Origin of the sequence: Salipiger pentaromativorans, from assembly GCF_024721115.1 — a bacterium.
Taxonomy (GTDB): Bacteria; Pseudomonadota; Alphaproteobacteria; order Rhodobacterales; family Rhodobacteraceae; genus Salipiger; species Salipiger pentaromativorans.
In genome coordinates this window covers 149478-170804 of the sequence record NZ_JAMDHK010000005.1, presented here as the reverse complement: position 1 = coordinate 170804, position 21327 = coordinate 149478, and the positions used below count along the sequence as shown (strand labels likewise).

The 21327-nt window shown below is 68.0% G+C and carries 15 protein-coding genes and 1 tRNA gene; 11 read left to right on the top strand and 5 right to left on the bottom strand.

All coding sequences use genetic code 11. The features are described 5' to 3' along the window. Window positions 1-86 precede the first annotated feature (86 nt). Genes M4578_RS10620 through pbpC form a run of 3 tightly spaced genes read left to right on the top strand, consistent with a single transcriptional unit; the run spans window position 87 to window position 8072 of the window. Window positions 87-5510, top strand: coding sequence for an alpha-2-macroglobulin family protein (locus M4578_RS10620; protein WP_258093394.1), 5424 nt, complete (start codon window positions 87-89; stop codon window positions 5508-5510). Continuing rightward, window positions 5507-6058, top strand: a complete 552-nt coding sequence (locus M4578_RS10615) for a putative glycolipid-binding domain-containing protein (protein ID WP_258093393.1) — start codon at window positions 5507-5509, stop codon at window positions 6056-6058. Before M4578_RS10620 ends, M4578_RS10615 begins: the two co-directional genes overlap by 4 nt. Beyond that, window positions 6051-8072, top strand: coding sequence for a penicillin-binding protein 1C (pbpC, locus tag M4578_RS10610; RefSeq protein ID WP_258093392.1), 2022 nt, complete (start codon window positions 6051-6053; stop codon window positions 8070-8072). The genes M4578_RS10615 and pbpC overlap by 8 nt, the downstream gene beginning before the upstream one ends. Window positions 8073-8108: 36 nt before the next feature. Here pbpC and M4578_RS10605 read toward each other — a convergent pair whose 3' ends face one another. Both M4578_RS10605 and M4578_RS10600 read right to left on the bottom strand, forming a co-directional pair. Continuing rightward, the gene (locus tag M4578_RS10605; RefSeq protein WP_258093391.1) at window positions 8109-9287 is read right to left on the bottom strand and encodes an acetyl-CoA C-acyltransferase family protein; all 1179 of its coding nucleotides are present in this window, start codon (window positions 9285-9287) and stop codon (window positions 8109-8111) included. A 139-nt stretch (window positions 9288-9426) separates the two neighbouring features. Next, on the bottom strand, window positions 9427-10770 hold the full coding sequence (locus M4578_RS10600; RefSeq protein ID WP_258093390.1) for a mechanosensitive ion channel family protein: 1344 nt from the start codon (window positions 10768-10770) through the stop codon (window positions 9427-9429). Window positions 10771-11122: 352 nt separating this feature from the next. Here M4578_RS10600 and leuC point away from each other — a divergent pair, with 352 nt between their 5' ends. Beyond that, a complete protein-coding gene (gene leuC / locus M4578_RS10595; protein WP_258093389.1) occupies window positions 11123-12547 on the top strand; it encodes a 3-isopropylmalate dehydratase large subunit in 1425 nt (474 codons plus the stop codon). Between the two features lie 11 nt (window positions 12548-12558). After that, window positions 12559-13164 carry a 3-isopropylmalate dehydratase small subunit gene (gene leuD / locus M4578_RS10590; RefSeq protein WP_258093388.1) on the top strand — a complete coding sequence of 202 codons (606 nt, stop codon included), beginning with the start codon at window positions 12559-12561 and terminating at the stop codon, window positions 13162-13164. A gap of 206 nt (window positions 13165-13370) precedes the next feature. On the opposite strand, the gene M4578_RS10585 is transcribed toward leuD, so the two are convergent. Beyond that, entirely contained in the window at window positions 13371-14060 is a 690-nt protein-coding gene (locus M4578_RS10585; RefSeq protein ID WP_258093387.1) for a 3-oxoacid CoA-transferase subunit B, read from the bottom strand. Then, window positions 14060-14713, bottom strand: coding sequence for a CoA transferase subunit A (locus M4578_RS10580; RefSeq protein WP_258093386.1), 654 nt, complete (start codon window positions 14711-14713; stop codon window positions 14060-14062). The genes M4578_RS10585 and M4578_RS10580 overlap by 1 nt, the downstream gene beginning before the upstream one ends. Window positions 14714-15093: 380 nt before the next feature. On the opposite strand from M4578_RS10580, the gene M4578_RS10575 reads away from it, so the two are divergent. Together M4578_RS10575 and M4578_RS10570 are read left to right on the top strand one after the other, a co-directional pair. After that, window positions 15094-15912 carry a hypothetical protein gene (locus tag M4578_RS10575; protein ID WP_420854807.1) on the top strand — a complete coding sequence of 273 codons (819 nt, stop codon included), beginning with the start codon at window positions 15094-15096 and terminating at the stop codon, window positions 15910-15912. A 20-nt stretch (window positions 15913-15932) separates the two neighbouring features. Continuing rightward, the gene (locus M4578_RS10570; RefSeq protein ID WP_258093384.1) at window positions 15933-16847 is read left to right on the top strand and encodes an endonuclease/exonuclease/phosphatase family protein; all 915 of its coding nucleotides are present in this window, start codon (window positions 15933-15935) and stop codon (window positions 16845-16847) included. On the opposite strand, the gene M4578_RS10565 is transcribed toward M4578_RS10570, so the two are convergent. After that, window positions 16786-17697, bottom strand: a complete 912-nt coding sequence (locus tag M4578_RS10565; protein ID WP_258093383.1) for a Rossmann-fold NAD(P)-binding domain-containing protein — start codon at window positions 17695-17697, stop codon at window positions 16786-16788. The genes M4578_RS10570 and M4578_RS10565 overlap by 62 nt on opposite strands. A 96-nt stretch (window positions 17698-17793) precedes the next feature. Here M4578_RS10565 and M4578_RS10560 point away from each other — a divergent pair, with 96 nt between their 5' ends. From M4578_RS10560 to M4578_RS10545, 4 genes are all read left to right on the top strand, one after another. Further along, a complete protein-coding gene (locus tag M4578_RS10560; RefSeq protein WP_258093382.1) occupies window positions 17794-18690 on the top strand; it encodes a LysR family transcriptional regulator in 897 nt (298 codons plus the stop codon). A 56-nt stretch (window positions 18691-18746) separates the two neighbouring features. Beyond that, window positions 18747-19850 (top strand): 3-isopropylmalate dehydrogenase, encoded by a 1104-nt coding sequence (gene leuB, locus M4578_RS10555; RefSeq protein WP_258093381.1) that lies wholly within the window; start codon window positions 18747-18749, stop codon window positions 19848-19850. Window positions 19851-20041: 191 nt separating this feature from the next. Then, window positions 20042-21007 (top strand): DMT family transporter, encoded by a 966-nt coding sequence (locus tag M4578_RS10550; protein WP_258093380.1) that lies wholly within the window; start codon window positions 20042-20044, stop codon window positions 21005-21007. Window positions 21008-21052: 45 nt separating this feature from the next. Beyond that, window positions 21053-21129 (top strand) — tRNA-Pro (locus tag M4578_RS10545). The last annotated feature ends 198 nt before the right edge of the window (window positions 21130-21327 follow it).

The following is a 21327-nucleotide window of genomic DNA, read 5'->3' as shown; positions in this document are numbered from 1 at the left end:
ATCCGCTTAAGGACGCTCCGGGGAATCGTTGCCATCGGCGGCCCCGGGGGGCACCATGCGCGCATTGGAATACAGGAGTTTGCAAGATGCGCCGTTTTCTATTGGCCCTTGCCGCCGGCCTTTGTGCCGCCACCGTCAGCACCGCCCAGGAGGCGATGCCCGAGCGGCGGCTTGTCGTGAGCCGCGACATGGATTTCTACGGCGGCGATCTTCAGGCCCTGTTCGACACCACGCTGGATGCCTGCCAGGCCCTGTGCCTCAACGATCCGGCCTGCGGCGCCTTCACCTTCAACAGCCGTTCCAACGCCTGTTTCCCGAAAACCGGCGTCTCCGAGCGGAGCGCCTACGAGGGCGCGATTTCGGCGCAGGTGGTTGCCGCCGATCCGGCGGTGAGGGCCGAGGCCGAGGCACGGCGCCCGGATCTGGCGTTTCTCGGCGCCGGCGAGCTGGTGGCGGCCCGCGCCGAGGCCGAGGCGCTGGGGCTGCGCCATGCGGGCGGCAAATGGTCGGTGCAGTCGCTGCTGGACGCGGCGGGCAATGCGGCCGCGCAGAACAATCTGCGCGATGCGCTGCACTGGACCGGCGCGGCGCTGGCGCAAAGCGATGCGGCGGATCTCTGGCTCGAATACGGGCGGCTGTCGCTGCGATATGCCGGGCAGCGCAACGGCAGCGAAAAACGCGATCTGATCCGCCGCGCGGCGCTGGCCTCGGTCAACGGCTATCTGCGCGCGGGTCCGGCGCCGCAGCGCGCCAATGCGATGCTTCAGCTTTCCGAGGCGCTGGAGGAGTCGGGACGCGGGCGGCTGATGATCCCGGCGCTGCGGCTGGCCGAGCGCCTTGGCGCGCGCGACGACATCGCACAGGCGCTTGACCGCGCCATCCAGAAATACGGCTTCCGCATCACCGAACATGCGGTCGAGGCCGACAGCGCCGCGCCGCGCATCTGCGCCGAGTTCTCCGAACCGCTGATCCGGGCAGGCGAGGATTACACGCCCTATGTGCGCCTGCCCGATCCCCGGCTCGCCGTCACGTCCGACGACCGCCGTGTCTGTGTCACGGGGGTGGCGCATGGCGAGCGTTACACGCTGACCTTCCGCGCGGGTCTGCCCTCGGCCGAGGGCGAGGAACTGGTTCGCGACGTGCCGATCACCGCCTATGTGCGCGACCGCGCGCCCAAGGTCAGCTTTCCGGGCCGCGCCTATGTGCTGCCGAAAGCCGCCGATGCGGGCCTGCCGGTGGAGACGGTCAACCTGTCCGAAGTGGCGCTGAAACTGCGCCGCCTGTCCGACCGAAACCTGATCCGCGCGATGCAGGACAGCTATTTCGGCCGGCCGCTTTCCGGCTGGCAGGACCAGCGTTTTTCCGAGGAACTGGCCGAGGAGATCTGGACCGGCACCGGCGAGGTGGAGAACCGCCTGAACGCCGATGTGACGACCCGCCTGCCTTTGGGCGAGGTGGTGGCGGATCTGCCGGCGGGCATCTATGCGCTGACCGCCTCGGTGCCGGGGGCCGATCCTTATGACGATCCGGGGGCCACGCAATGGTTCGTGCTGTCCGACATCGGCCTGACCACGCTGGCGGGCACCGACGGGCTGACGGTCTTTGCCCGGGCGCTGTCCGATGCCGCGCCGCTGGAGGGGCTCGAGGTCACGTTGCTGTCGCGGGCCAACCGTCCGCTGGGCAGTGTCCTGACCGATGCGATGGGCGTCGCGCGCTTTGCGCCGGGTCTGACACGCGGCACCGGCGGGGCCGAACCGGTGCTTGTCACCGCAGCGCGGGGCGAGGAGGATCTCGCCTTCCTGTCGCTTTCGGACCCGGCCTTCGATCTGTCAGACCGGGGTGTCGAGGGGCGCGACCCCGGCGGCCCGCTCGACGCGTTCCTCGCCACCGACCGGGGTGCCTATCGCGCGGGCGAGGTGATCCATGCCACCGCGCTGCTGCGCGACCAGAAGGTCGCGGCGGTGGCGGGGGTGCCGGTGACGGCGGTTCTGACCCGGCCCGACGGGGTCGAGCATGCGCGCATCGTGTCCGCCGAGGATGTCGATGGCGGTCATGTCTTTGCCCTTCCGCTGGCGCCTTCGGTGCCGCGCGGCACCTGGCGGCTGGCGCTGTTCGCCGATCCCGAGGCGCCCGCGCTCGCGACGCAGACCGTTCTGGTCGAGGATTTTGTCCCCGAGCGCATCGACGTGACCCTGTCGCTGCCCGACGCGCCGATCCGGCGCAGCGCGCCGCCGCTGCTGGATGTGGAGGCGCGCTATCTTTTCGGCGCGCCGGGGACGGATCTGCCGATCGAGGGTGAGCTGACGCTGCTGCCCCGGACCACGCTCGAGGCGCTGCCCGGCTATCGCTTCGGCCGCCATGACGGCAGCGCCAGCCCGCAGACCCGGGCCTTCCCCGCCGATCTGCGCACCGACGCGGCGGGTGTCGCGCAGCTTGCGCTGCCGTTGCCCGGACCGATGGAGGGGCAGCCGCAGGACGCCCGCATCACGCTGCGCGTCGCCGAAGGCTCGGGCCGTCCGGTGGAGCGGTCGCTGACCCGTGCCGTGGCCCCGGCGGGCCCGATGATCGGGATCCGCCCGGAGTTCGACGGGACATTGCCGGAAGGCAGCGAGGCGGCGTTTCTGCTACAGGCGGTGGGGCCCGCGCTGACGCCGGTTCCGATGGCGGTGGAATGGCGGGTGAACCGTGTAACCACCCGCTATCAGTGGTATCAGCTTTACGGCAACTGGAACTGGGAGCCGGTCACCACCCGCAGCACCGTTGCCAGCGGCAGCGCCGCGCTGGGCGCCGAGCCGCTGCGCGTGACGGCGGATGTGGACTGGGGCAGCTACGAACTGGTGGTGGAGCGGTCGGACGGCGCCTATGTCGCCTCCTCGGTCGGGTTCAGCGCGGGGTGGTACGCCCCGGCCGACGCCATGGCCACGCCCGACACGCTGGACCTGTCGCTGGACAAGCCCGCCTACGCGCCGGGCGAGACCGCCCATCTCCGGCTTGTGCCGCGCTATGCCGGCAAGGCGCTGATCACCGTTCTGGCCGACCGGGTGATCGCCATGCAAGCGGTCGAGCTGCCCGAGGGCGAAAGCGTCATCGACCTGCCGGTCACCGAGGACTGGGGCGCCGGGGCCTATGTCACCGCGCAGGTCATCCGGCCGATGGACACCGCCGCCGGGCAGAACCCGGCCCGCAGCCTGGGGCTTGCCCATGCGGGCATCGACCCGGGCGACCGTCAGCTTGCCGTCCGTTTCGAAGCGCCCGCCGAAAGCGCCCCGCGCGGGCCGCTGACCGCCGCGCTCCTTGTCGACGGTGTGGCCGAGGGCGAGACCGCGCATGTCACCGTGGCCGCCGTCGATCTGGGGATCCTGAATCTCACCGGGTTCGACAGCCCCGATCCCTCGGGGCATTATTTCGGTCAGCGCCGGCTCGGGGTCGAGATCCGCGATCTCTACGGGCGGCTCATCGATGGGATGAACGGTGCCATGGGCACGATCCGTTCGGGGGGCGATGCCGACGCCTCCGCCCGGCTGCAATCGCCGCCGCCGACCGAGGAACTGGTGGCGCTGTTTTCCGGTCCGGTGACCGTCGGGCCGGATGGGCGCGCCGAGGTCAGCTTCGACATGCCCGATTTCAACGGCACCGTGCGGCTGATGGCCGTGGCCTGGACGGGCAGCGCCGTGGGGCAGGCGGAACAGGATGTGCTGGTGCGCGATTCGGTGGTGCTGAGCGCCTCGCTGCCGCGCTTCCTCGCGCCGGGCGATTCCACGCGGATGCTGCTCGAGATCACCCATGCCACGGGCCCGACCGGCGAGATGCCGCTGCGGATCAGCGCCGAGGGGCTGACCCTCGACGCGCTGTCGGTGCCGGGCGCGGTCACGCTGGGGGCGGGCGAGACGCAGCGCCTGAGCCTGCCGCTTACGGCGGGCAACCCCGGCGATCACAAGATTGCGCTGGCGTTGACCACGCCCGATGGCAAACGTCTGACCAAGACGCTGACCGTGGGCATCCGCGCCAACGATCCGCCGGTGGGCCGCACCCGCCGCTTCACTCTCGATCCCGGTCAGAGCTTTACACTCGACGGCGCGGCGCTGTCGGGGTTCCGCCGCGAGGGCTCTGAACTGGTCGTCTCCGCCGGCCCGCTGGCGCGGTTCGACGCGCCGGGGCTGCTGGCCTCGCTCGACCGCTATCCCTATGGCTGCACCGAGCAGGTGACCTCGCAGGCGCTGCCGCTGCTTTACATGAGCGCGCTCACCGAGCCGCTGGGGCTGGGCGGCAAGGCGCAGATCGACCGGCGCGTAGGGCAATCCATCACCAAGCTGCTGACCCGGCAGGCCGCGAACGGCGCCTTCGGGCTCTGGAGCGCGGGGTCGGGGGATTTCTGGCTCGACGCCTATGTCAGCGATTTCCTGACCCGCGCCCGCGCGGCGGGCCAGGACGTGCCCGAGCTGGCGCTGCGCGCGGCGCTCGACAATCTCAAGAACCGCATCGCCTATGCGCCCGATTTCGACAGCGGCGGCGAGGACATCGCCTATGCGCTGATGGTGCTGGCGCGCGAGGGGCAGGCCGCCATCGGCGATCTGCGCTATTACGCCGACCAGCGCGCCGATGCCTTTGCCTCGCCGCTGGCGCAGGCCCAGCTCGGCACCGCGCTGGCGAGCTATGGCGACCAGACCCGCGCCGACCGGATGTTCGCCAAGGCTGCCGCCCGGATTGCCGGGCAAAGCAGCCCCGCGCGGGTCTGGCGGGCCGATTACGGCTCGGTCCTGCGCGATGCGGCGGGGCTGCTGTCGCTGGCGGTCGAGGCGCGTTCGGATGCGGTGGATCGCGAGGCGCTGGTGACGCGCATCGCGGCGGTTTCCCGGTCGATGTCGACGCAGGAGCAAGCCTGGTCTCTGCTGGCTGCGCACGCGCTGGTGCAGGATCCGTCCTCTTCGGGGATCGCGCTGGACGGAACGCCCGTTTCGGGGCCGTTCCTGCGGCGCATCGCGGGCGAGGCGCTGGATCCCGTGCAGATCGCCAATACCGGCACCGGCCCCACGCCGATCACCCTGACGGCGCTGGGGGTGCCCGACGGGCAGACCGAGGCCGGAGGGTACGGCTATTCCCTGACCCGGGAGTATTTCGCCATGGACGGGACGCCGCTTTCGGGCCCCGTGCGGCAGGGCGACCGGCTGGTGGCGGTGCTGACGGTTCGCCCGGCCGAACCCGGGGGGGCGCGGCTCATGGTCAACGATGCGCTGCCCGCCGGCTTCGAGATCGACAACCCCAACCTGATCCGCGCCGGCGATATTCGCGGGCTCGACTGGCTGAAACCGGCGCAGACGGAGTATTCCGAATTTCGCAGCGACCGGTTCCTCGCGGCGGTCAACCAGTCCGGAAGCGACCCGATCCGGTTGGCTTATATCGTTCGCGCGGTCTCTCCCGGGGTGTTCCACCACCCCGCCGCATTGGTCGAGGACATGTACCGTCCGGACTATCGCGCGACCACTGCCTCGGGCACGATGGTGATCGAATGACCGGGACCATTGCCACAACCCGCTGGCGCGCGCTCGACCGCGATGGCGAGGACAAATGCCGGCTGGCGCATCTGGATGGCGGTTACATGCTGGTCGGGCATGCCCGGTTCCGGGACGGCACCGGCTGGGCGGCACTGGATTATGTGGTGCGGATCGGCGCCGACTGGCGCACGCTCAGCGCCGATTTGACCGGCAGCTATGGCGGTGCGGATATGGCGGTGAAGCTGGTCCGCAGCGGGCAGGACTGGGCGCTGAACGGCGCACCGCAGCCGCAGCTCGCGGGCTGCGAGGACGTGGATTTCGCGTTCACGCCGGCCACCAATCTCATGCCGCTGCGCCGCCTGCCCGATGTGGGGCGGCTCACCACCCGCGCGGCTTGGCTGCGCCTGCCGGGGCCGGCGATCTCGGCGGTGGAGCAGAGCTATACCCGAGAGCGCGGCCAGCTTGTCGGCTACCGGTCCGAGCAGAACGACGACAGCACGCAGCTTGCCGTGGACGCCAACGGCTTCGTCACGAGCTATCCGGGGCTCTGGGAGGCCGATGCGTAGGCTTGTCCTCCTCGTGACGCTGCTGTGGTCTGTGGCGGTTGCGCGGGATGCGGCCGAGCGCTGGGTCGAGGCCACCGAAATCCCGGTGCTGGTGCACGCCACCGCGCCCGAGGTCCGCGACCGCAACGGCAGGCTGCTGCGGGCCTATACGGTCGAGGACGGGCTCTGGCGCATGGCGCTGTCGCTCGACCGGGTCGATCCGCTGTTCTTCGACATGCTCGTCGCCTATGAGGACAAACGGTTCTATGCCCATCCGGGGGTGGACGTTGTCGCGACATCGCGGGCGGTCTGGCAGGGGCTGCGGGCGGGGCGGATTGTGTCCGGGGCCTCGACGCTGACCATGCAGGTGGCACGGCTGCTGGAGGACGGCACGACCGGCGCCTGGCGCGGCAAGCTGCGGCAGATGCGGCTGGCCCTGGCGCTGGAGCGCCGGTTGAGCAAGGCGGAGATCCTCCAGCTTTATCTTGAGCTTGCGCCTTATGGCGGCAATGTCGAGGGGCTGCGCGCGGCGACACTGGCCTGGTTCGGCAAGGAACCGGCGCGGCTGACGCCTGCCGAGGCGGCCTTGCTCGTGGCCTTACCGCAGGCGCCGGAATCGCGCCGCCCCGACCGGCACCCGCAGGCCGCCCGGGCGGCGCGCGACCGGGTTCTGGCGCGGATGGCCCGCGCCGGGGTGATCGACGCCGAAACGGCGCGCGTATCGCTGCGCGACCCGGCGCCGGAGCACCGGCGCGACTTTCCCCTGATCGCGCCGCATCTGGCCGACCGCGCCCTGGCGCTTGGCGCCGGGCGGCACGATCTGACCATCGACCGGGCGCTTCAGGAAAGCCTGGAGCGGCTCGCCGCCACCTATATGGCGCGTCGGGATCCGCGGCTTTCCATGGCGCTGATCCTGGCGGACCATCAAAGCGGAGAGGTGCTGGCCAGTATCGGCTCGCCCGCCTATTCCGAGACCAGGGGGCAGGGCTTTGTCGATATGACACAGGCGTTGCGCTCGCCGGGCTCGACGTTGAAACCGCTGGTCTACGGGCTGGCCTTCGACCGCGGGCTGGCGCATCCCGAAACGCTGATTTCCGACACGCCGGTGCAGTTCGGCACCTATGCGCCGCAGAATTTCGACGGCCAGTTTCGCGGCGAGCTGCGGATCGCGCGCGCGTTGCAGCTCTCGCTCAATATCCCGGTGGTGCGGCTGACCGAGGCGATGGGTCCGGCGCATCTTATGGCGGCGCTGGACAAGGCCGGGCTGCACCCCGAGCTGCCGCAAGGCGGGGCGCCCGGGCTGGCGGTGAGCCTGGGCGGCGTCGGGCTGACGCTTTGGGACATGACGACGCTTTACGCCGCGCTGGCCCATGGCGGCGAGGCGCGGCCCCTGCGCTGGATGGCGGACAGCGCGGCGACGGCGCCCGCACGGCTGATGACTGCGCGGTCCGCCTGGCAGGTCGGGCATATTCTGGCCGGGCTGGCGCCGCCGCCGCAGGCGGGGCCGCCGGGGCGGGTGGCCTACAAGACCGGAACCTCTTACGGGCATCGCGACGCCTGGGCGCTGGGGTTCGACGGGCGCTATGTGGCGGGGGTCTGGATCGGGCGGCCCGATGGCACGCCGGTGCCCGGGGCCTTCGGCGGGCAGCTTGCCGCGCCGCTGCTCTTCGAGGCGCTGGGTCGGGCCCGTGCAACGCCCGAACCGCTGCCGGTGCCGCCGCCGGATACCCTGCTGGTCGGCAACGCCGCGCTGCCGCCGCATCTTCAGCGCTTCGGCGACGGGCCCGACGCGGCGCCGGCGCTGCGCGTCACCTTCCCGCCCGAGGGCGCGCGTCTCGCCGCCGATCCGCGCGGCGTGCCGGTGAAGCTGCGGGGCGGAACGCCCCCCTATACGCTGCTGGCCGATGGTGACGTGATCGCGACCCGCCAGCACGCCTCTGAACTGCTGGCCCCGGTTGCGGGGCCGGGGTTCACAACCCTGTCGGTGATCGACGCGACCGGGCAGGCCGGGCGCGTCTCGATCGAACTGCGCTAGGCGGCCTTGCCGAAGACCGCCCGCAAACGCGGTGCGTTAGATCCGCTCGATGGCGAGCGCGATGCCCTGACCGCCGCCGATGCACATGGTGATCAGCGCTTTCGAGCCGCCGGTGCGCTCGAGTTCGTACAGCGCCTTGACCGTGAGGATCGCGCCGGTGGCGCCCACCGGATGCCCCAGCGCGATGGCACCGCCGTTGGGGTTTACCTTGGCCGGATCCAGACCCAGCTCGGCATTTACCGCCAGGGCCTGCGCCGCAAAGGCCTCGTTCGACTCGATCACGTCGAAATCCGACGCCGCGAGCCCGGTGCGCTTCAGCAGCGCCTGTACCGCGGGGATCGGGCCGATGCCCATCACCTCGGGGCGCACACCGGCATGGGCATAGCCCAGGATCCGCGCCCGTGGTGTCAGCCCCGCCGCCGCTGCCGCATCGGCGCGCGCCAGCACCAGCGCCGCAGCGCCGTCATTGATGCCGCTTGCGTTGCCGGCGGTGACGCTCCCGTCCTTCTGGAACGCGGGTCGCAGCCCGGCGAGCCCCTCGGCCGTGGTGGGCTTGGGGTGCTCGTCGGTGTCGAAGACCACCGTGCCGCGGCGCGAGGCGATCTCGACCGGAACGATCTGCTCCTTGAAATGCCCGGCTTCGATGGCCCGCGCGGCGCGCGCCTGGCTTTCGGCGGCAAAGGCATCCTGCGCGGCGCGGGTGATGCCGTGCTCTGTCGCGACATTTTCGGCGGTCACGCCCATATGGCCGGTGCCGAAGGGGCAGCTCAGCGTGCCGACCATCATGTCGATGGTCTTGATGTCGCCCATCTTCTTGCCCCAGCGCTGATCGGGAATGATGAAGGGCGCGCGCGACATGCATTCCGCGCCGCCCGCCAGCGCGAAGTCGGCGTCGCCCAGCATCAGCGACTGTGTCGCCGAGACGATGGCCTGCACACCCGATCCGCAGAGCCGGTTCACATTCATCGCCGGAACGCTGTCGGGCGCACCGGCCTGCATGCCGACGACCCGGCTGAGATACATGTCGCGGGGTTCGGTGTTGATGATATGGCCAAAGACCACATGGCCAAGTTGCCCGCCCTCGACACCGGCACGTTCCAGCGCCGCCTTGGCCGCCACGGTGCCCAGCTCGATGGGCGGCAGCCCCGCCAGCGCACCGCCAAAGGTGCCGATGGCGGTGCGCGCGCCGCTCAGAATGACGATTTCGTCGGACATTGCGAGTTCTCTCCTTACCCCGGTTCGCGGCGCAGTATGAGCGGAGGCGGCGGCGCTTGTCAGCCGCAACGTCCCGTCACTACGGCGAGGAAAGGGGCGGTTCCGCCTCCGCCCGGGCGGCGTGGCCAGCGCGTTCCGCTCAGTCGAGCGCGCGCGGCGGCGTGTCGTTCAGCACCCGGACCTCGCGCTGGGGGAAGGGGATGCTGATGCCGTTCTCGCGGAACGCATCCCAGAGCGCGAGATAGACATTGCCGCGGATGTTGGTGAGCCCGCCGGTCGGGTCCGAGATCCAGAACCGCAGGATGTAATCGACCGAGCTGTCGCCGAACCCCACGATATGGCAGACCGGCGGTTTGTCGGTCAGCACCCGCGTCACGCCCTTGGCGGCCTCGACGGCGATGCGCCGCACGGCGTGGGGGTCGTCGCCGTAAGAGGTGCCGAAATAGATGTCGAGCCGCACGAAATCGTTGGAATGCGACCAGTTCACCACCTGCCCGGTGATCAGGTCCTCGTTCGGGATTAGGTATTCCTTGCCGTCCCGGGTGGTGATCGAGACATAGCGCGCGCCCAATGCGTTGATCCAGCCAAAGGTCTCGCCCAGCGAGATCACGTCGCCGGGCTTGATCGACTTGTCGAGCAGGATGATCACCCCCGACACCAGGTTCGACACGACTTTCTGGAGGCCGAAGCCCAGCCCGACGCCGATCGCGCCCGAGAGCACCGCAAGCCCCGTCAGATCCACCCCCACCAGTTTCAGCGCCAGGAAGAAGGCGGCGCCATAGAGCATCACCTGAAGGAACTTGACTGCCAGCACCTGCATCGAGGGGCTGATATTCTCGTTGCGCCTTATGCTCGCGGCGCTGGCGCCGGCGAGAAACCGCGCCAGGGTGATCAGCGCCAGCAACAGCACCGCCGCCTGCACCGCCAGCCAGAGCGACAGCCGCGCCCCGCCCAGGTCGATGGCGATGCTGTCCAGCAGCGCCTCGGTCTCGTCGGTGAGCCCGAGGATCGAGATCGTCACCCAGGTCCAGGCGCCGTAGCGCACCAGCAGCCGCAGCGCCGGGTTGGCGATCAGCCGCGTGGCCAGCGCGATCAGCAGCCAGGCGCTCCCCAGCTCGGCGATGATCTCGAGAAGATAGGACCGCGACGGCCAGGTGACCTGCCGCATGACGCCGACCACGTGCCAGATCAGGATCACGAAGAAGATCATCCGCAGACGCCGTTGCAGGACGATCAGGACGCGCATCCGCCAGGTCGGCCAGCCCTCGCGCGCGCGCATCCAGTCGCGCAGCACCGGGGTCAGGTAATGCGCCAGCACATGGGCGACGACAAAGACCCCGAGCGCGATGCCGATCTGATAGAAATTCCAGGGCCGCAGGAAGCTGGTCAGAAAGCTCTCTGCCTGTGCCATCAAGGCCAGCGCTGTCGCTTGCAGTGCTTCGAACGGCGTCTGTCCGGAGCCCGTGGCGTCGGTCGGGGTCATGTGATTGCGGCCCTCCTCTTGCGGCAAGAGTTACACCGGCGCGGACAGGGGGCAAGAGACGAGCGCGCAGTGGGGCGGCTCTGAAAGGTGGAAATCCGGTCATTCCGCGCGGGGTGGATGCCGGGGGCCTGCGGGGCGTTGCGCGTCGCGCCCCTTGATCGAAAGAGGGACTCCCTGTATCTCGCCTGCATGACTCGGGTTCTCGACCTCGGAGACCGCGTGCGTCTGCGCGAACGGTTCTACGGCGCCACCTTCTCGGTGCTTGCGCGGCTATAAGCCTGTCTTCGCCCGCCCCGGCGCGGGATCGACCGCGCCCAGCCCAAGCTATTTTCCCTATTCCGGAGAGACACCCATGTCCGGCAAGACGCTTTACGACAAGATCTGGGACGCCCATGTCGTCCAGCAGGACGAAGACGGCACCTGCCTTCTGTATATCGACCGCCACCTCGTGCACGAGGTGACCTCGCCGCAGGCCTTCGAGGGCCTGCGCATGGCGGGCCGCCAGGTGCGTGCGCCGCAGCGCACCATCGCCGTGCCCGACCACAACGTGCCCACCACGGCAGGCCGCGACGACCCCGCGCAGATGCCCGAGGAAAGCCGCATCCAAGTGGCCGCGCTCGACAAGAACGCCAAGGATTTCGGCATCCATTATTACCCGGTCACCGATGTGCGCCAGGGCATCGTGCATATCGTCGGCCCGGAACAGGGCTGGACCCTGCCGGGCATGACCGTGGTCTGCGGTGACAGCCATACGGCCACGCATGGCGCCTTTGGCGCACTGGCCCATGGCATCGGCACCTCCGAGGTCGAGCATGTGCTCGCCACCCAGACGCTGATCCAGAAGAAATCCAAGAACATGAAGGTCGAGATCACCGGCAAGCTGCGCCCCGGTGTGACCGCCAAGGACATCACCCTGTCGGTCATCGGTCTCACCGGCACCGGCGGCGGCACCGGCTATGTCATCGAATATTGCGGCGAAGCGATCCGCGACCTGTCGATGGAAGGCCGGATGACCGTCTGCAACATGGCCATCGAGGGCGGCGCCCGCGCCGGCCTGATCGCGCCGGACGAGACCACCTTCGAATATGTCAAGGGCCGCCCGCACGCGCCGAAGGGCGCCCAGTACGAGGCTGCGGTGACCTGGTGGAAGACGCTCTATTCCGATGACGACGCGCATTGGGACAAGGTCGTGACCATCAAGGGCGAAGAGATCGAGCCCGTGGTCACCTGGGGCACCTCGCCAGAGGACGTGCTGCCGATCTCGGCGGTCGTGCCCTCGCCCGAGGATTTCACCGGCGGCAAGGTCGAGGCGGCCAAGCGCGCGCTGGCCTATATGGACCTTACCCCCGGCACGCCGCTGACCGACATCAAGATCGACACGGTCTTTATCGGCTCCTGCACCAACGGCCGGATCGAGGATCTGCGCGCCGCCGCAGAGATTCTCAAGGGCAAGAAGATCAAGGACGGCATGCGCGCCATGGTCGTGCCGGGCTCGGGCCTCGTCCGTGCCCAGGCCGAGGAAGAGGGGCTTGCGCAGATCTTTATCGACGCGGGCTTTGAATGGCGGCTTGCGGGCTGCTCCATGTGCCTGGCCATGAACCCCGACCAACTCGCCCCGGGCGAGCGTTGCGCGGCCACCTCGAACCGCAATTTCGAGGGGCGCCAGGGCAAGGGCGGACGCACGCATCTGGTGTCGCCGGCAATGGCGGCGGCGGCGGCGGTCACCGGTCACCTGACCGATGTGCGCGAATTGATGGATGAGCCGGTTTCGGCCTGAGGAGAGACCCGATGGACAAGTTTGAAAAGCTGACCGGGATCGCGGCGCCGATGCCGCTGGTGAACATCGACACCGATATGATCATCCCCAAGCAGTTCCTGAAGACGATCAAGCGCTCGGGCCTTGGTGTGCATGCCTTCGACGAGATGCGCTATCTCGATGACGGCTCGGAAAACCCCGATTTCGTGCTGAACAAACCGCAATATCGCGAGGCGCAGGTGATCGTCGCCGGCGACAATTTCGGCTGCGGCTCGTCGCGCGAACACGCCCCCTGGGCGCTGGCGGATTTCGGTGTGAAGGCGATCGTCTCGACCTCCTTCGCCGACATCTTCTACAACAACTGCTTCAAGAACGGCATGCTGCCCATCGTCATGCCGCAAGAGGTGGTCGATGTGCTGATGAAGGACGCCGAGAAGGGCGCCAACGCGCGGATGACGGTGGATCTGGAAAACCAGGTCATCACCACCTCGGACGGCGAGGAATTCCCCTTCGAGATCGACCCGTTCAAAAAGCACTGCCTGCTGGAAGGGCTCGACGACATCGGGCTGACCATGGAGAAGGTCGGTGCCATCGACACGTTCGAGGCACAGGCCGGGCAGAGCCGCCCCTGGGTCTGAACCGGGCTTGAGAGTTGGGAAAGGCGGAGGCGGATGTCCTCCGCCTTTTGCGTTTCCGGGATCGCTTGGCGCCCTCCGCCTGCGTCTGGCGGGGCCGTCCTGTCCCGATGGGGGCCGCTGGCGCCAAGGTGTCCGGGGGAGTCTGCCGCAGGGAGACGGGGGCAGAGCCCCCGCCCCGGTCGGATCGCGCCGGCGATCCGATCGTCTCAGACCGAGCGCGACAGATCCATCTCGGGAATGTCGCCGTCGATCACCAGGGTTGCGTCGGTGGCTGCGACCACCTCGTCGACGCTGATGCCGGGGCCCGTCTCCAGCAGGTAGAGCCCGTCGTCGCGCGGTTCCATCACCGCCATCTCTGTGACGATCAGGTTCACGCGGCGCTGCGAGGTCAGAGGCAGATCGCAGGTCTGCACGATCTTCGACTTGCCCTTGGCGCTGTGGATCATCGCCACGATGACCTTTTTCGCGCCGGTGACCAGATCCATCGCGCCGCCCATCCCGGGCACGAACTGGCCGGGGATCATCCAGTTGGCGAGATGCCCCTGCGCATCCACCTGCAACCCGCCCAGAACCGTCAGATCGAGATGGCCGCCGCGGATCAGGCCGAACGAAAACGCCGAGTCGATGGTCGAGGCGCCCGGCACCGCCGAGACGAAGCTGCCGCCCGCATCGGTCAGGTGCCGGTCGGTCATGCCTTCGGGCGGGCGGTGGCCCATCCCCACGGCGCCGTTCTCCGCCTGGAAGAACACGCCCATGCCCTCGTCGAGATGATCCGAGACCAGCGTCGGAATGCCGATGCCGAGATTGACCAGCGATTTCGGCTGGATCTCCATCGCGACGCGGCGCGCGATGATCTCTTTCGGGTCCATGGTGGTGAAATCTATCAGATCCTTCATCACGCCGCCCTCTTGATCACATGGTCCACAAGCACGCCCGGGGTCTTGACCGAATCCGGCGGGATCACCCCCACGGGCACGATTTCCTCAGGTTCGGCGATCACCACATCCGCGGCAAGCGCCATGATCGGATTGAAATTCGTCGCGGTCAGCATGTAGGTCAGATTGCCCACATAGTCGCAGCTTCGCGCCGCGATCAGCGCGAAATCGGCGCGCAGCGGGGTTTCCAGCAGATAGGTCTTGCCCTCGACCTCGACCGTGGGCTTGCCCTCGGCGATCAGCGTGCCGAGCCCCGTGGGCGTGAGCACACCGCCGAGCCCCATGCCGCCGGCGCGGATGCGCTCGACCAGGGTGCCCTGCGGCACCAGCTCGACCTCGAGCACGCCGGCGCGCATCTGTTCCTGCACATCCGGGTTCACGCCGATGTGGCTGCCGATGAATTTCTTCACGCAGCCCGCCTTGACCAGCGGCCCGACGCCGCAATGCGGGCGGGCCGCGTCGTTCACGATCATCGTCAGATCCTTCTTGCCGGACGCGGCCAGCGCCCGGACGATCCCGTCCGGCGTGCCGACCCCCATGAAGCCCGAAAGCATCACGCGCGCGCCGTCGGGGATCATCTCCACGACCTCGTCCAGCGATATCGCCAAATGCATCTGTCAGTCCCTCCTGTTCACACCTGTGCGTCCGCGACAGGTTCCATGCCGGTTTGCCCGTCCCGGCCATGCGGCAGGTCAAACCTGACCATAAAACATGGAAAGCGGGTAAAGAGATCTCAGTTTTCAAGATCTTGTGGTCGAGACCGTTGGATGCGCAAGCGCGCAGCAACAATGATGCAAAAACGCACCGATTTCTTCATGAAAGGGCCAGATTCCCGCGCTCTTTCTTAACTGATCCTTGCCGTGTCGAGAGAAAGTGGGCAGAAATTGGGCAAGAATGAGGCAGACCGCCACAAAGGCGGGGTCAGGTTGAAACAAGGGCACGGCAACGAACCGGGTCCGGCCGGACCGAAAGGGCAGGATCAGTGATCAAGCGGATGGTGAAAGCCGGCGTGCGGGCCGTTCTCATGGCATTGCTCATTGCAATGCCGGCGCTTTTTCTGTCCGGAAGCTCGGCGGATACCACGCAGATGATTGCGCTGCTGTCGCTGGTGGCCGCGCTGCTGACCTTTGTCGAATATATCGGCGAATACCCCTCGATCATCGAGTTCCGCGACGCGCCGCCCTTCAACCGGATGCGCTTTGTCGCGCTGTTCGCGACCGTGCTGGTGCTGACGCTGATCTGCCGGGGCGACACCCATCCGACCGCGCTGAGCCAGGCGCTGGAGTCGCTTGGGACCGCCGTGGGCGATCTGCTCGACTTTCCCTATTCGCCGGTCCGGCTGATGGTGCTTGTGGCCACCGACGACATGAGCGCCCGTCAGGTCGATCTGATCCGTACCCATGCGGGCCTGTCCTATCTCATCTCGCTGGTCACCATGGCGGCCTTTGTCGTGATGGTGCGGCTGCTCAACTGGCCGATCCGCAACGGCGCCTTCAATTTCTGGGTCAACCTGCCGCTCTTCGACCCCACCGTGGGGGCGGATATCCTGTATCGTCTCAAACGGGACGGTCATGTTAACATTGCGTTAGGGTTTCTTCTGCCATTCCTGATCCCGGCGGTGATGAAGCTGGCGTCGGCGATGATCGACCCGATTTCGCTCACCGATCCGCAGACATTGATCTGGACGATGAGCGCATGGGCCTTCCTTCCCGCAAGTCTGATCATGCGCGGCGTGGCGCTGATGCGCATCGCCGATCTGATCGAGGAAAAGCGCCGCCGCGCCTATGCGCAGGCGGATTTGCAAGCGGTCTGATCCTGCTTTGTCTTCTGGCGGTGCCGGTCGCCGCCGGGACGCTGCGGCTGGCCACATGGCACGCGGATCTGTCGCGCGCCGGGCCGGGGCTGTTGCTGCGGGATCTGCTGAAGGGCGAGGCGCAGGCGGTGGTGGCGGAGATTGCCGCCGCCGATCCCGATGTGCTGCTGCTGACGGATATCGACTACGATCACGGTGCGGTGGCGCTGGAGGCGCTGGCCGCGCGGCTGGAGGCTGCGGGTGCCGCCTATCCGCATCGCTTTGCCTTGCGGTCCAATACAGGCATGACGACCGGGCGCGATCTCGATGGCGACGGGCGGCTGGGCGGGCCGCGGGACGCCCAAGGGTACGGGCAGTTCGCCGGGCAGGGGGGCATGGCGCTGCTGTCGCGCATACCCTTGCAGCTTCGGCGGGATTTCTCGGATCTGCTCTGGCAGGCGCTGCCCGGCCATCTGCGACTGCCCGGCGATCCCGCGCCAGAGATCCAGCGGCTGTCGTCCTCGGGGCATTGGGCGGTTGCGCTGGGGGCGGGGGGCGGGGGGCTGACCCTGCTGGCCTGGCACGCGACGCCGCCGGTCTTCGACGGGCCCGGCGACCGCAACGGGCGGCGCAACCGCGATGAGCTGGCGCTTTGGCAGCGGTATCTGGACGGGGCGTTCGGCGCGGCGCCCGACCGCCCGGTACTGATCGGAAATGCCAATCTCGACCCCGCGCGGGGCGAGGGGCGGCACGAGGCGATGCGGGCCGTTCTGAACGATCCGCGCCTTCAGGATCCGCTGCCGGACGTGCCGACGGTGGACTGGGAGCAGACCGGCCCGATGCGGGTCAGCTATCTGCTGCCTGCGGCGGGTCTGACGGTGAGGGCGGCCGAGGTCAGGCCGCCCGTGCCGGGGCAGCGGCACCGGATGGTGCTCGTGACGCTGGAGGATCCATGAGATGGGCGGTGGCGGCGCGCAGCGCCTCCTCCGCCGGGGTCGTGCGGAATTCCGGCAGCAACGCCCGGAACGGCGCCGGGTCGAGCCGGTGCGGCATGTTCCACAGATAGCGCATCTCCAGAAGGTCACCCGCCATCGGCCAGACCGGACGGGCAAGATGCAGCGGCCACCAGGAAAACCCGCGCAACGCCACATCGTGGCCGGTGATGGTTTCCAGATGCGCCGCGATGTCCCGTCCCGACAGGGGGCTTCCGGGAAACAGAACCTCGGTGAAGGATGGCAGGTCGCCGCGCCGTTCGGCAAGCGCCAGGGCGGCGCGCCCGACATCGGGCAGGAACGCCCAGGCATGAGGGATCTCGGGCGCGCCGGGATAGGTCAGCACCCCTTTCGCCAGTTTCGGCGCGAGGATCCGGTCGAACCAGTTGCCCGAGGGCTCCGTGTCCAGGAAATCGCCCGCCCGCAGCAGGATCACCTTCACCCCGGCGGCGCGAAGCTGCGCCTCCGTCCGGATCCGCAGCCGCCCCAGCGGGTTGCGCGCGCGATGCGGGGTATCGACGGACAGGCATTCCGGCGATCCGGCGCCATAGACATAGAGGTTTCCAGCCTGTAGGACGGTCGCCCCCGATACCCGGGCCGCGGCGATCACCCGATCGGTGAGGCCCGGCAGTTCGGCGGCCCAGAGGTGATAGGGCGGGTTCCAGCCGTTCACGATCACATCGGCACCGCGCGCCGCCGCCATCAGATCGGTGCCGCGCTGGTACAAAGAGACCTCCCAGCCGGCGTTCCAGAATGCTTCTGCGACATGGCTTCCGAACCGGCCATGTCCACCCAGAACAAGCGCTTTTCCCATAACGTCACCCTCCGGTCATATGTTTGGACGGCAGGGTCTTCCATTCGCAGGTAAAAGAATATTGCCAAAATTTCTGCATCTCCTATTCATAAATGAATGGATGCCGTTTTTCACTCCCTCGACTGGTCGCTGGTGCGGACCTATCTCGGCGTTGCCGAAACCGGCTCTTTATCCGAGGCGGCACGTCGGCTGGGCCTGAGCCAACCGACGGTCGGGCGGCAGATCCGGCAGATGGAGGCGGTGCTGGACGTGACGCTGTTCCAGCGCCAGCCGCGGGGCCTGACACTGACCGAAACCGGGGCCGCGCTGCTGCCGCATGCGCGGGCGATCCGCGACAGCATGCAGGCGCTCAACCTCGCCGCCGCCGGACGGTCGGAGCGGCTGGCCGGCACGGTGCGCATCACCGCCAGCGTGATGTCGGCGCATTTCCACCTGCCGCCGATCCTTGCCCGCATCCGCGCGCGCGAGCCCGAGATCGCCATCGACCTCGTGCCCACGGACCAGACCGAGAATCTGCTCTACCGCGAAGCGGACATTGCCGTGCGGATGTACCTGCCCGATCAGCTCGACATCGTCATGAAGCATTTGGGCGATCTCGATATGGGGATCTATGCGGCGCGCAGCTATCTCGACCGGGTCGGGCGACCCGAGACGCTGGAGGCGCTCTGGCGTCGCGATATGGTCGGGCTCGACCGCAGCGATGTGATGATCCGGGCCATGCGCGAGATGGGCGTGCCGGCGACCCGCGATTGGTTCGCGACGCGCTGCGACGATTTCGTCACGAGCTATCAGCTCGTGCGCGCGGGCTGCGGCGCGGGGGTGCTGCAATGCAATCTCGCGGACCGGGACGCGGGGCTTGAACGGCTCTTTCCCGAACTGCCGCTTCCGGCGCTTCCGGTCTATCTGGCGGCACATGAGGCGATGCGGCACACACCCCGCATCCGCCGGGTCTGGGATCTGCTGGAACAGGGGCTTGCGCCGTTGTTTTCTTGACCATCCCCGACCCCTCGGATACCCGGTGCGGGACGTTTCGAGGAGAGGATATTCCCATGAGCAACCCTTCGCTTCTCATCCTGCCGGGTGACGGCATCGGCCCCGAGGTGATGGCCGAGGTGCGCCGGATCATCGGCTGGTACGGCGACAAGCGCGGCATCACCTTCGATGTGAGCGAGGATCTCGTGGGCGGTGCCGCCTATGACGCCCATGGCACGCCGCTGACCGACGAGACCATGGCCAAGGCGCAGGAGGTCGATGCCGTCCTGCTGGGCGCCGTGGGTGGGCCGAAATACGACGTGCTGGATTTCTCGGTGAAGCCCGAGCGCGGACTGCTGCGTCTGCGCAAGGAGATGGACCTTTACGCCAACCTGCGCCCGGCGCAGTGTTTCGACGCGCTGGCCGATTTCTCGTCGCTGAAACGCGATGTGGTCGCCGGGCTCGACATCATGATCGTGCGCGAGCTGACGAGCGGGATCTATTTCGGCGAGCCGCGCGGCATCATCGAAGAGGGCAACGAGCGCGTGGGCATCAACACCCAGCGCTACACCGAGTCGGAAATCGACCGCGTGGCCCGCTCGGCCTTCGAGCTCGCCATGAAGCGCAGCAAGAAGCTCTGCTCGATGGAAAAGGCCAATGTGATGGAATCGGGCATCCTCTGGCGCGAGGTGGTGACCGAGGTCGGTAAGGAGTATCCCGAGGTCGAGCTGAGCCACATGTACGCCGATGCCGGCGCCATGCAGCTTTGCCGCTGGCCCAAGCAGTTCGACGTGATCGTGACCGACAACCTCTTCGGCGATCTGCTGTCGGATGCCGCCGCGATGCTCACCGGCTCGCTGGGCATGCTGCCCTCGGCCTCGCTGGGCGCGCCGATGCCGAACGGCCGTCCCAAGGCGATGTACGAGCCGGTGCACGGCTCGGCGCCGGATATTGCCGGTCAGGGCAAGGCCAACCCGATCGCCTGTATCCTCAGCTTTGCCATGGCGCTGCGCTACAGCTTCGACATGGGTGCCGAGGCCGACCGCCTGGAAGGCGCCGTGTCCAAGGTGCTGGCGGATGGTGTGCGCACCGCCGACCTGCTGGGCGAAGAGGGCGTCACCCCGGTCTCGACCTCGGAAATGGGCAGCGCGATCCTCGCCGCGCTCGACGCCAGCCTCTGAGACAGGCGCCGCCCCTGCCCATCGTGGGGGCGGCGCGCACGGTTTCCGGTCGGAAACGCGGGTGCGGCGGATATTGGCCGCCGCACGATTGACCCGGTGCCTGTATTCTCGCAGAGCAAACGCAAGATTGCGTTGATTCGCGTGGCCGCCGCCCCGGCGGGCCGCGCAGCGAGACAAGCCGGGACGTTCCCATGGGCCACAATGCCAAAGGCGCGATTTTCGCGCTGCTCTCCTTCGCGGTGTTTTCCAGCCACGACGTGATCGTGAAGCTGCTGGGCGCAAGCTACAGCCCGTTCCAGATTGTCTTTTTCTCGGTCCTGTTCAGCTTTCCGCTGGTCAGCCTGATGCTGATCCGGGACACCACCCCGGGCCATCTGCGGCCGATCCATCCCTGGTGGACGGCGCTGCGCACCGTGGCGGCGGTGATCACCGGGCTTTGCGCCTTTTACGCCTTCTCGGTTCTGCCGCTGGCGCAGACCTATGCGATTCTCTTTGCACAGCCTTTGCTGATTACGGTTCTGGCGATTCCGATCCTGGGCGAACAGGTCCGCCTGCGCCGCTGGATCGCGGTGCTTGTGGGGCTTGCGGGCGTGCTTGTGGTGTTGCGCCCCGGCGGCACCGAGCTGACGCTGGGCCATGCGGCGGCGCTGGTCGCGGCGGTCGGCGGCGCGCTGGCCTCGATCGTGGTGCGCAAGATCGGGCATGAGGAGCGTTCGGTGGTGCTGCTGCTCTATCCGATGATGACGAATTTCCTGCTCATGGCCTGCGCGCAGCCCTTCGTCTACCAGCCGATGCCGCTGGCGCATCTGGCGGGGGTGGGGCTGATGGCGGCGCTGGCGCTGACCGGCTCTTTCGTGCTGATTTCGGCCTACAAGGCCGGGGAGGCGGTGATCGTGGCGCCGATGCAATATTCGCAGCTCCTCTGGGCCACGCTTTACGGGGCGCTGTTCTTTGACGAATGGCCCGACGGGATGACTCTGGCGGGCGCGGTTCTGATCATCGGCTCGGGGGTGTACATCGTGCTGCGTGAGGGCCGCGGCACGGTTTCGGAGAACCGTCCGGTGCTGCGGACCCGCACCCGGTTCGAGACCGGCACGACCCTGCGCGTCGGCCCGCTTTTGCGGGCGATGCGGCGGCGCGAAAAGTCGGTGGAATGAGCTCTTGCCAAACCCTCGGACGTGGGGTATCCCGCCCGCCACGGTCGGAGTGTAGCTCAGCCTGGTAGAGCACTGTCTTCGGGAGGCAGGGGCCGGAGGTTCGAATCCTCTCACTCCGACCAATGAAACAAGGCGCCTTCGGGCGCCTTTTTCGTTTCTGAGACAGTTCCCCCTAGTCCGTTGAACCTGACGCCCGATCGAACGCCAGGACCTTCGCTGCCTTGCGAAGATGTTCGGGCCTGTATCGAGCATAGCTCGGGGCGGTGAGCCCCGTATTGGAACGTCTTAGAGACTGAGCGATCATGTCCATCGGAATGCCT

What these genes read in the sequence shown, in the direction of transcription:
- M4578_RS10620 (WP_258093394.1), top strand. Translation starts at nt 87, where the DNA reads ATGCGCCGTTTTCTATTGGCCCTTGCCGCCGGCCTTTGTGCCGCCACC.
- M4578_RS10560 (WP_258093382.1), top strand. Translation starts at nt 17,794, where the DNA reads ATGGATGCCGTTTTTCACTCCCTCGACTGGTCGCTGGTGCGGACCTAT.
- leuD (WP_258093388.1), top strand. Translation starts at nt 12,559, where the DNA reads ATGGACAAGTTTGAAAAGCTGACCGGGATCGCGGCGCCGATGCCGCTG.
- M4578_RS10605 (WP_258093391.1), bottom strand. Translation starts at nt 9,287, where the DNA reads ATGTCCGACGAAATCGTCATTCTGAGCGGCGCGCGCACCGCCATCGGC.
- leuC (WP_258093389.1), top strand. Translation starts at nt 11,123, where the DNA reads ATGTCCGGCAAGACGCTTTACGACAAGATCTGGGACGCCCATGTCGTC.
- M4578_RS10580 (WP_258093386.1), bottom strand. Translation starts at nt 14,713, where the DNA reads ATGCATTTGGCGATATCGCTGGACGAGGTCGTGGAGATGATCCCCGAC.
- M4578_RS10615 (WP_258093393.1), top strand. Translation starts at nt 5,507, where the DNA reads ATGACCGGGACCATTGCCACAACCCGCTGGCGCGCGCTCGACCGCGAT.
- M4578_RS10550 (WP_258093380.1), top strand. Translation starts at nt 20,042, where the DNA reads ATGGGCCACAATGCCAAAGGCGCGATTTTCGCGCTGCTCTCCTTCGCG.
- M4578_RS10575 (WP_420854807.1), top strand. Translation starts at nt 15,094, where the DNA reads ATGGTGAAAGCCGGCGTGCGGGCCGTTCTCATGGCATTGCTCATTGCA.
- M4578_RS10600 (WP_258093390.1), bottom strand. Translation starts at nt 10,770, where the DNA reads ATGACCCCGACCGACGCCACGGGCTCCGGACAGACGCCGTTCGAAGCA.
- M4578_RS10565 (WP_258093383.1), bottom strand. Translation starts at nt 17,697, where the DNA reads ATGGGAAAAGCGCTTGTTCTGGGTGGACATGGCCGGTTCGGAAGCCAT.
- leuB (WP_258093381.1), top strand. Translation starts at nt 18,747, where the DNA reads ATGAGCAACCCTTCGCTTCTCATCCTGCCGGGTGACGGCATCGGCCCC.
- pbpC (WP_258093392.1), top strand. Translation starts at nt 6,051, where the DNA reads ATGCGTAGGCTTGTCCTCCTCGTGACGCTGCTGTGGTCTGTGGCGGTT.
- M4578_RS10585 (WP_258093387.1), bottom strand. Translation starts at nt 14,060, where the DNA reads ATGAAGGATCTGATAGATTTCACCACCATGGACCCGAAAGAGATCATC.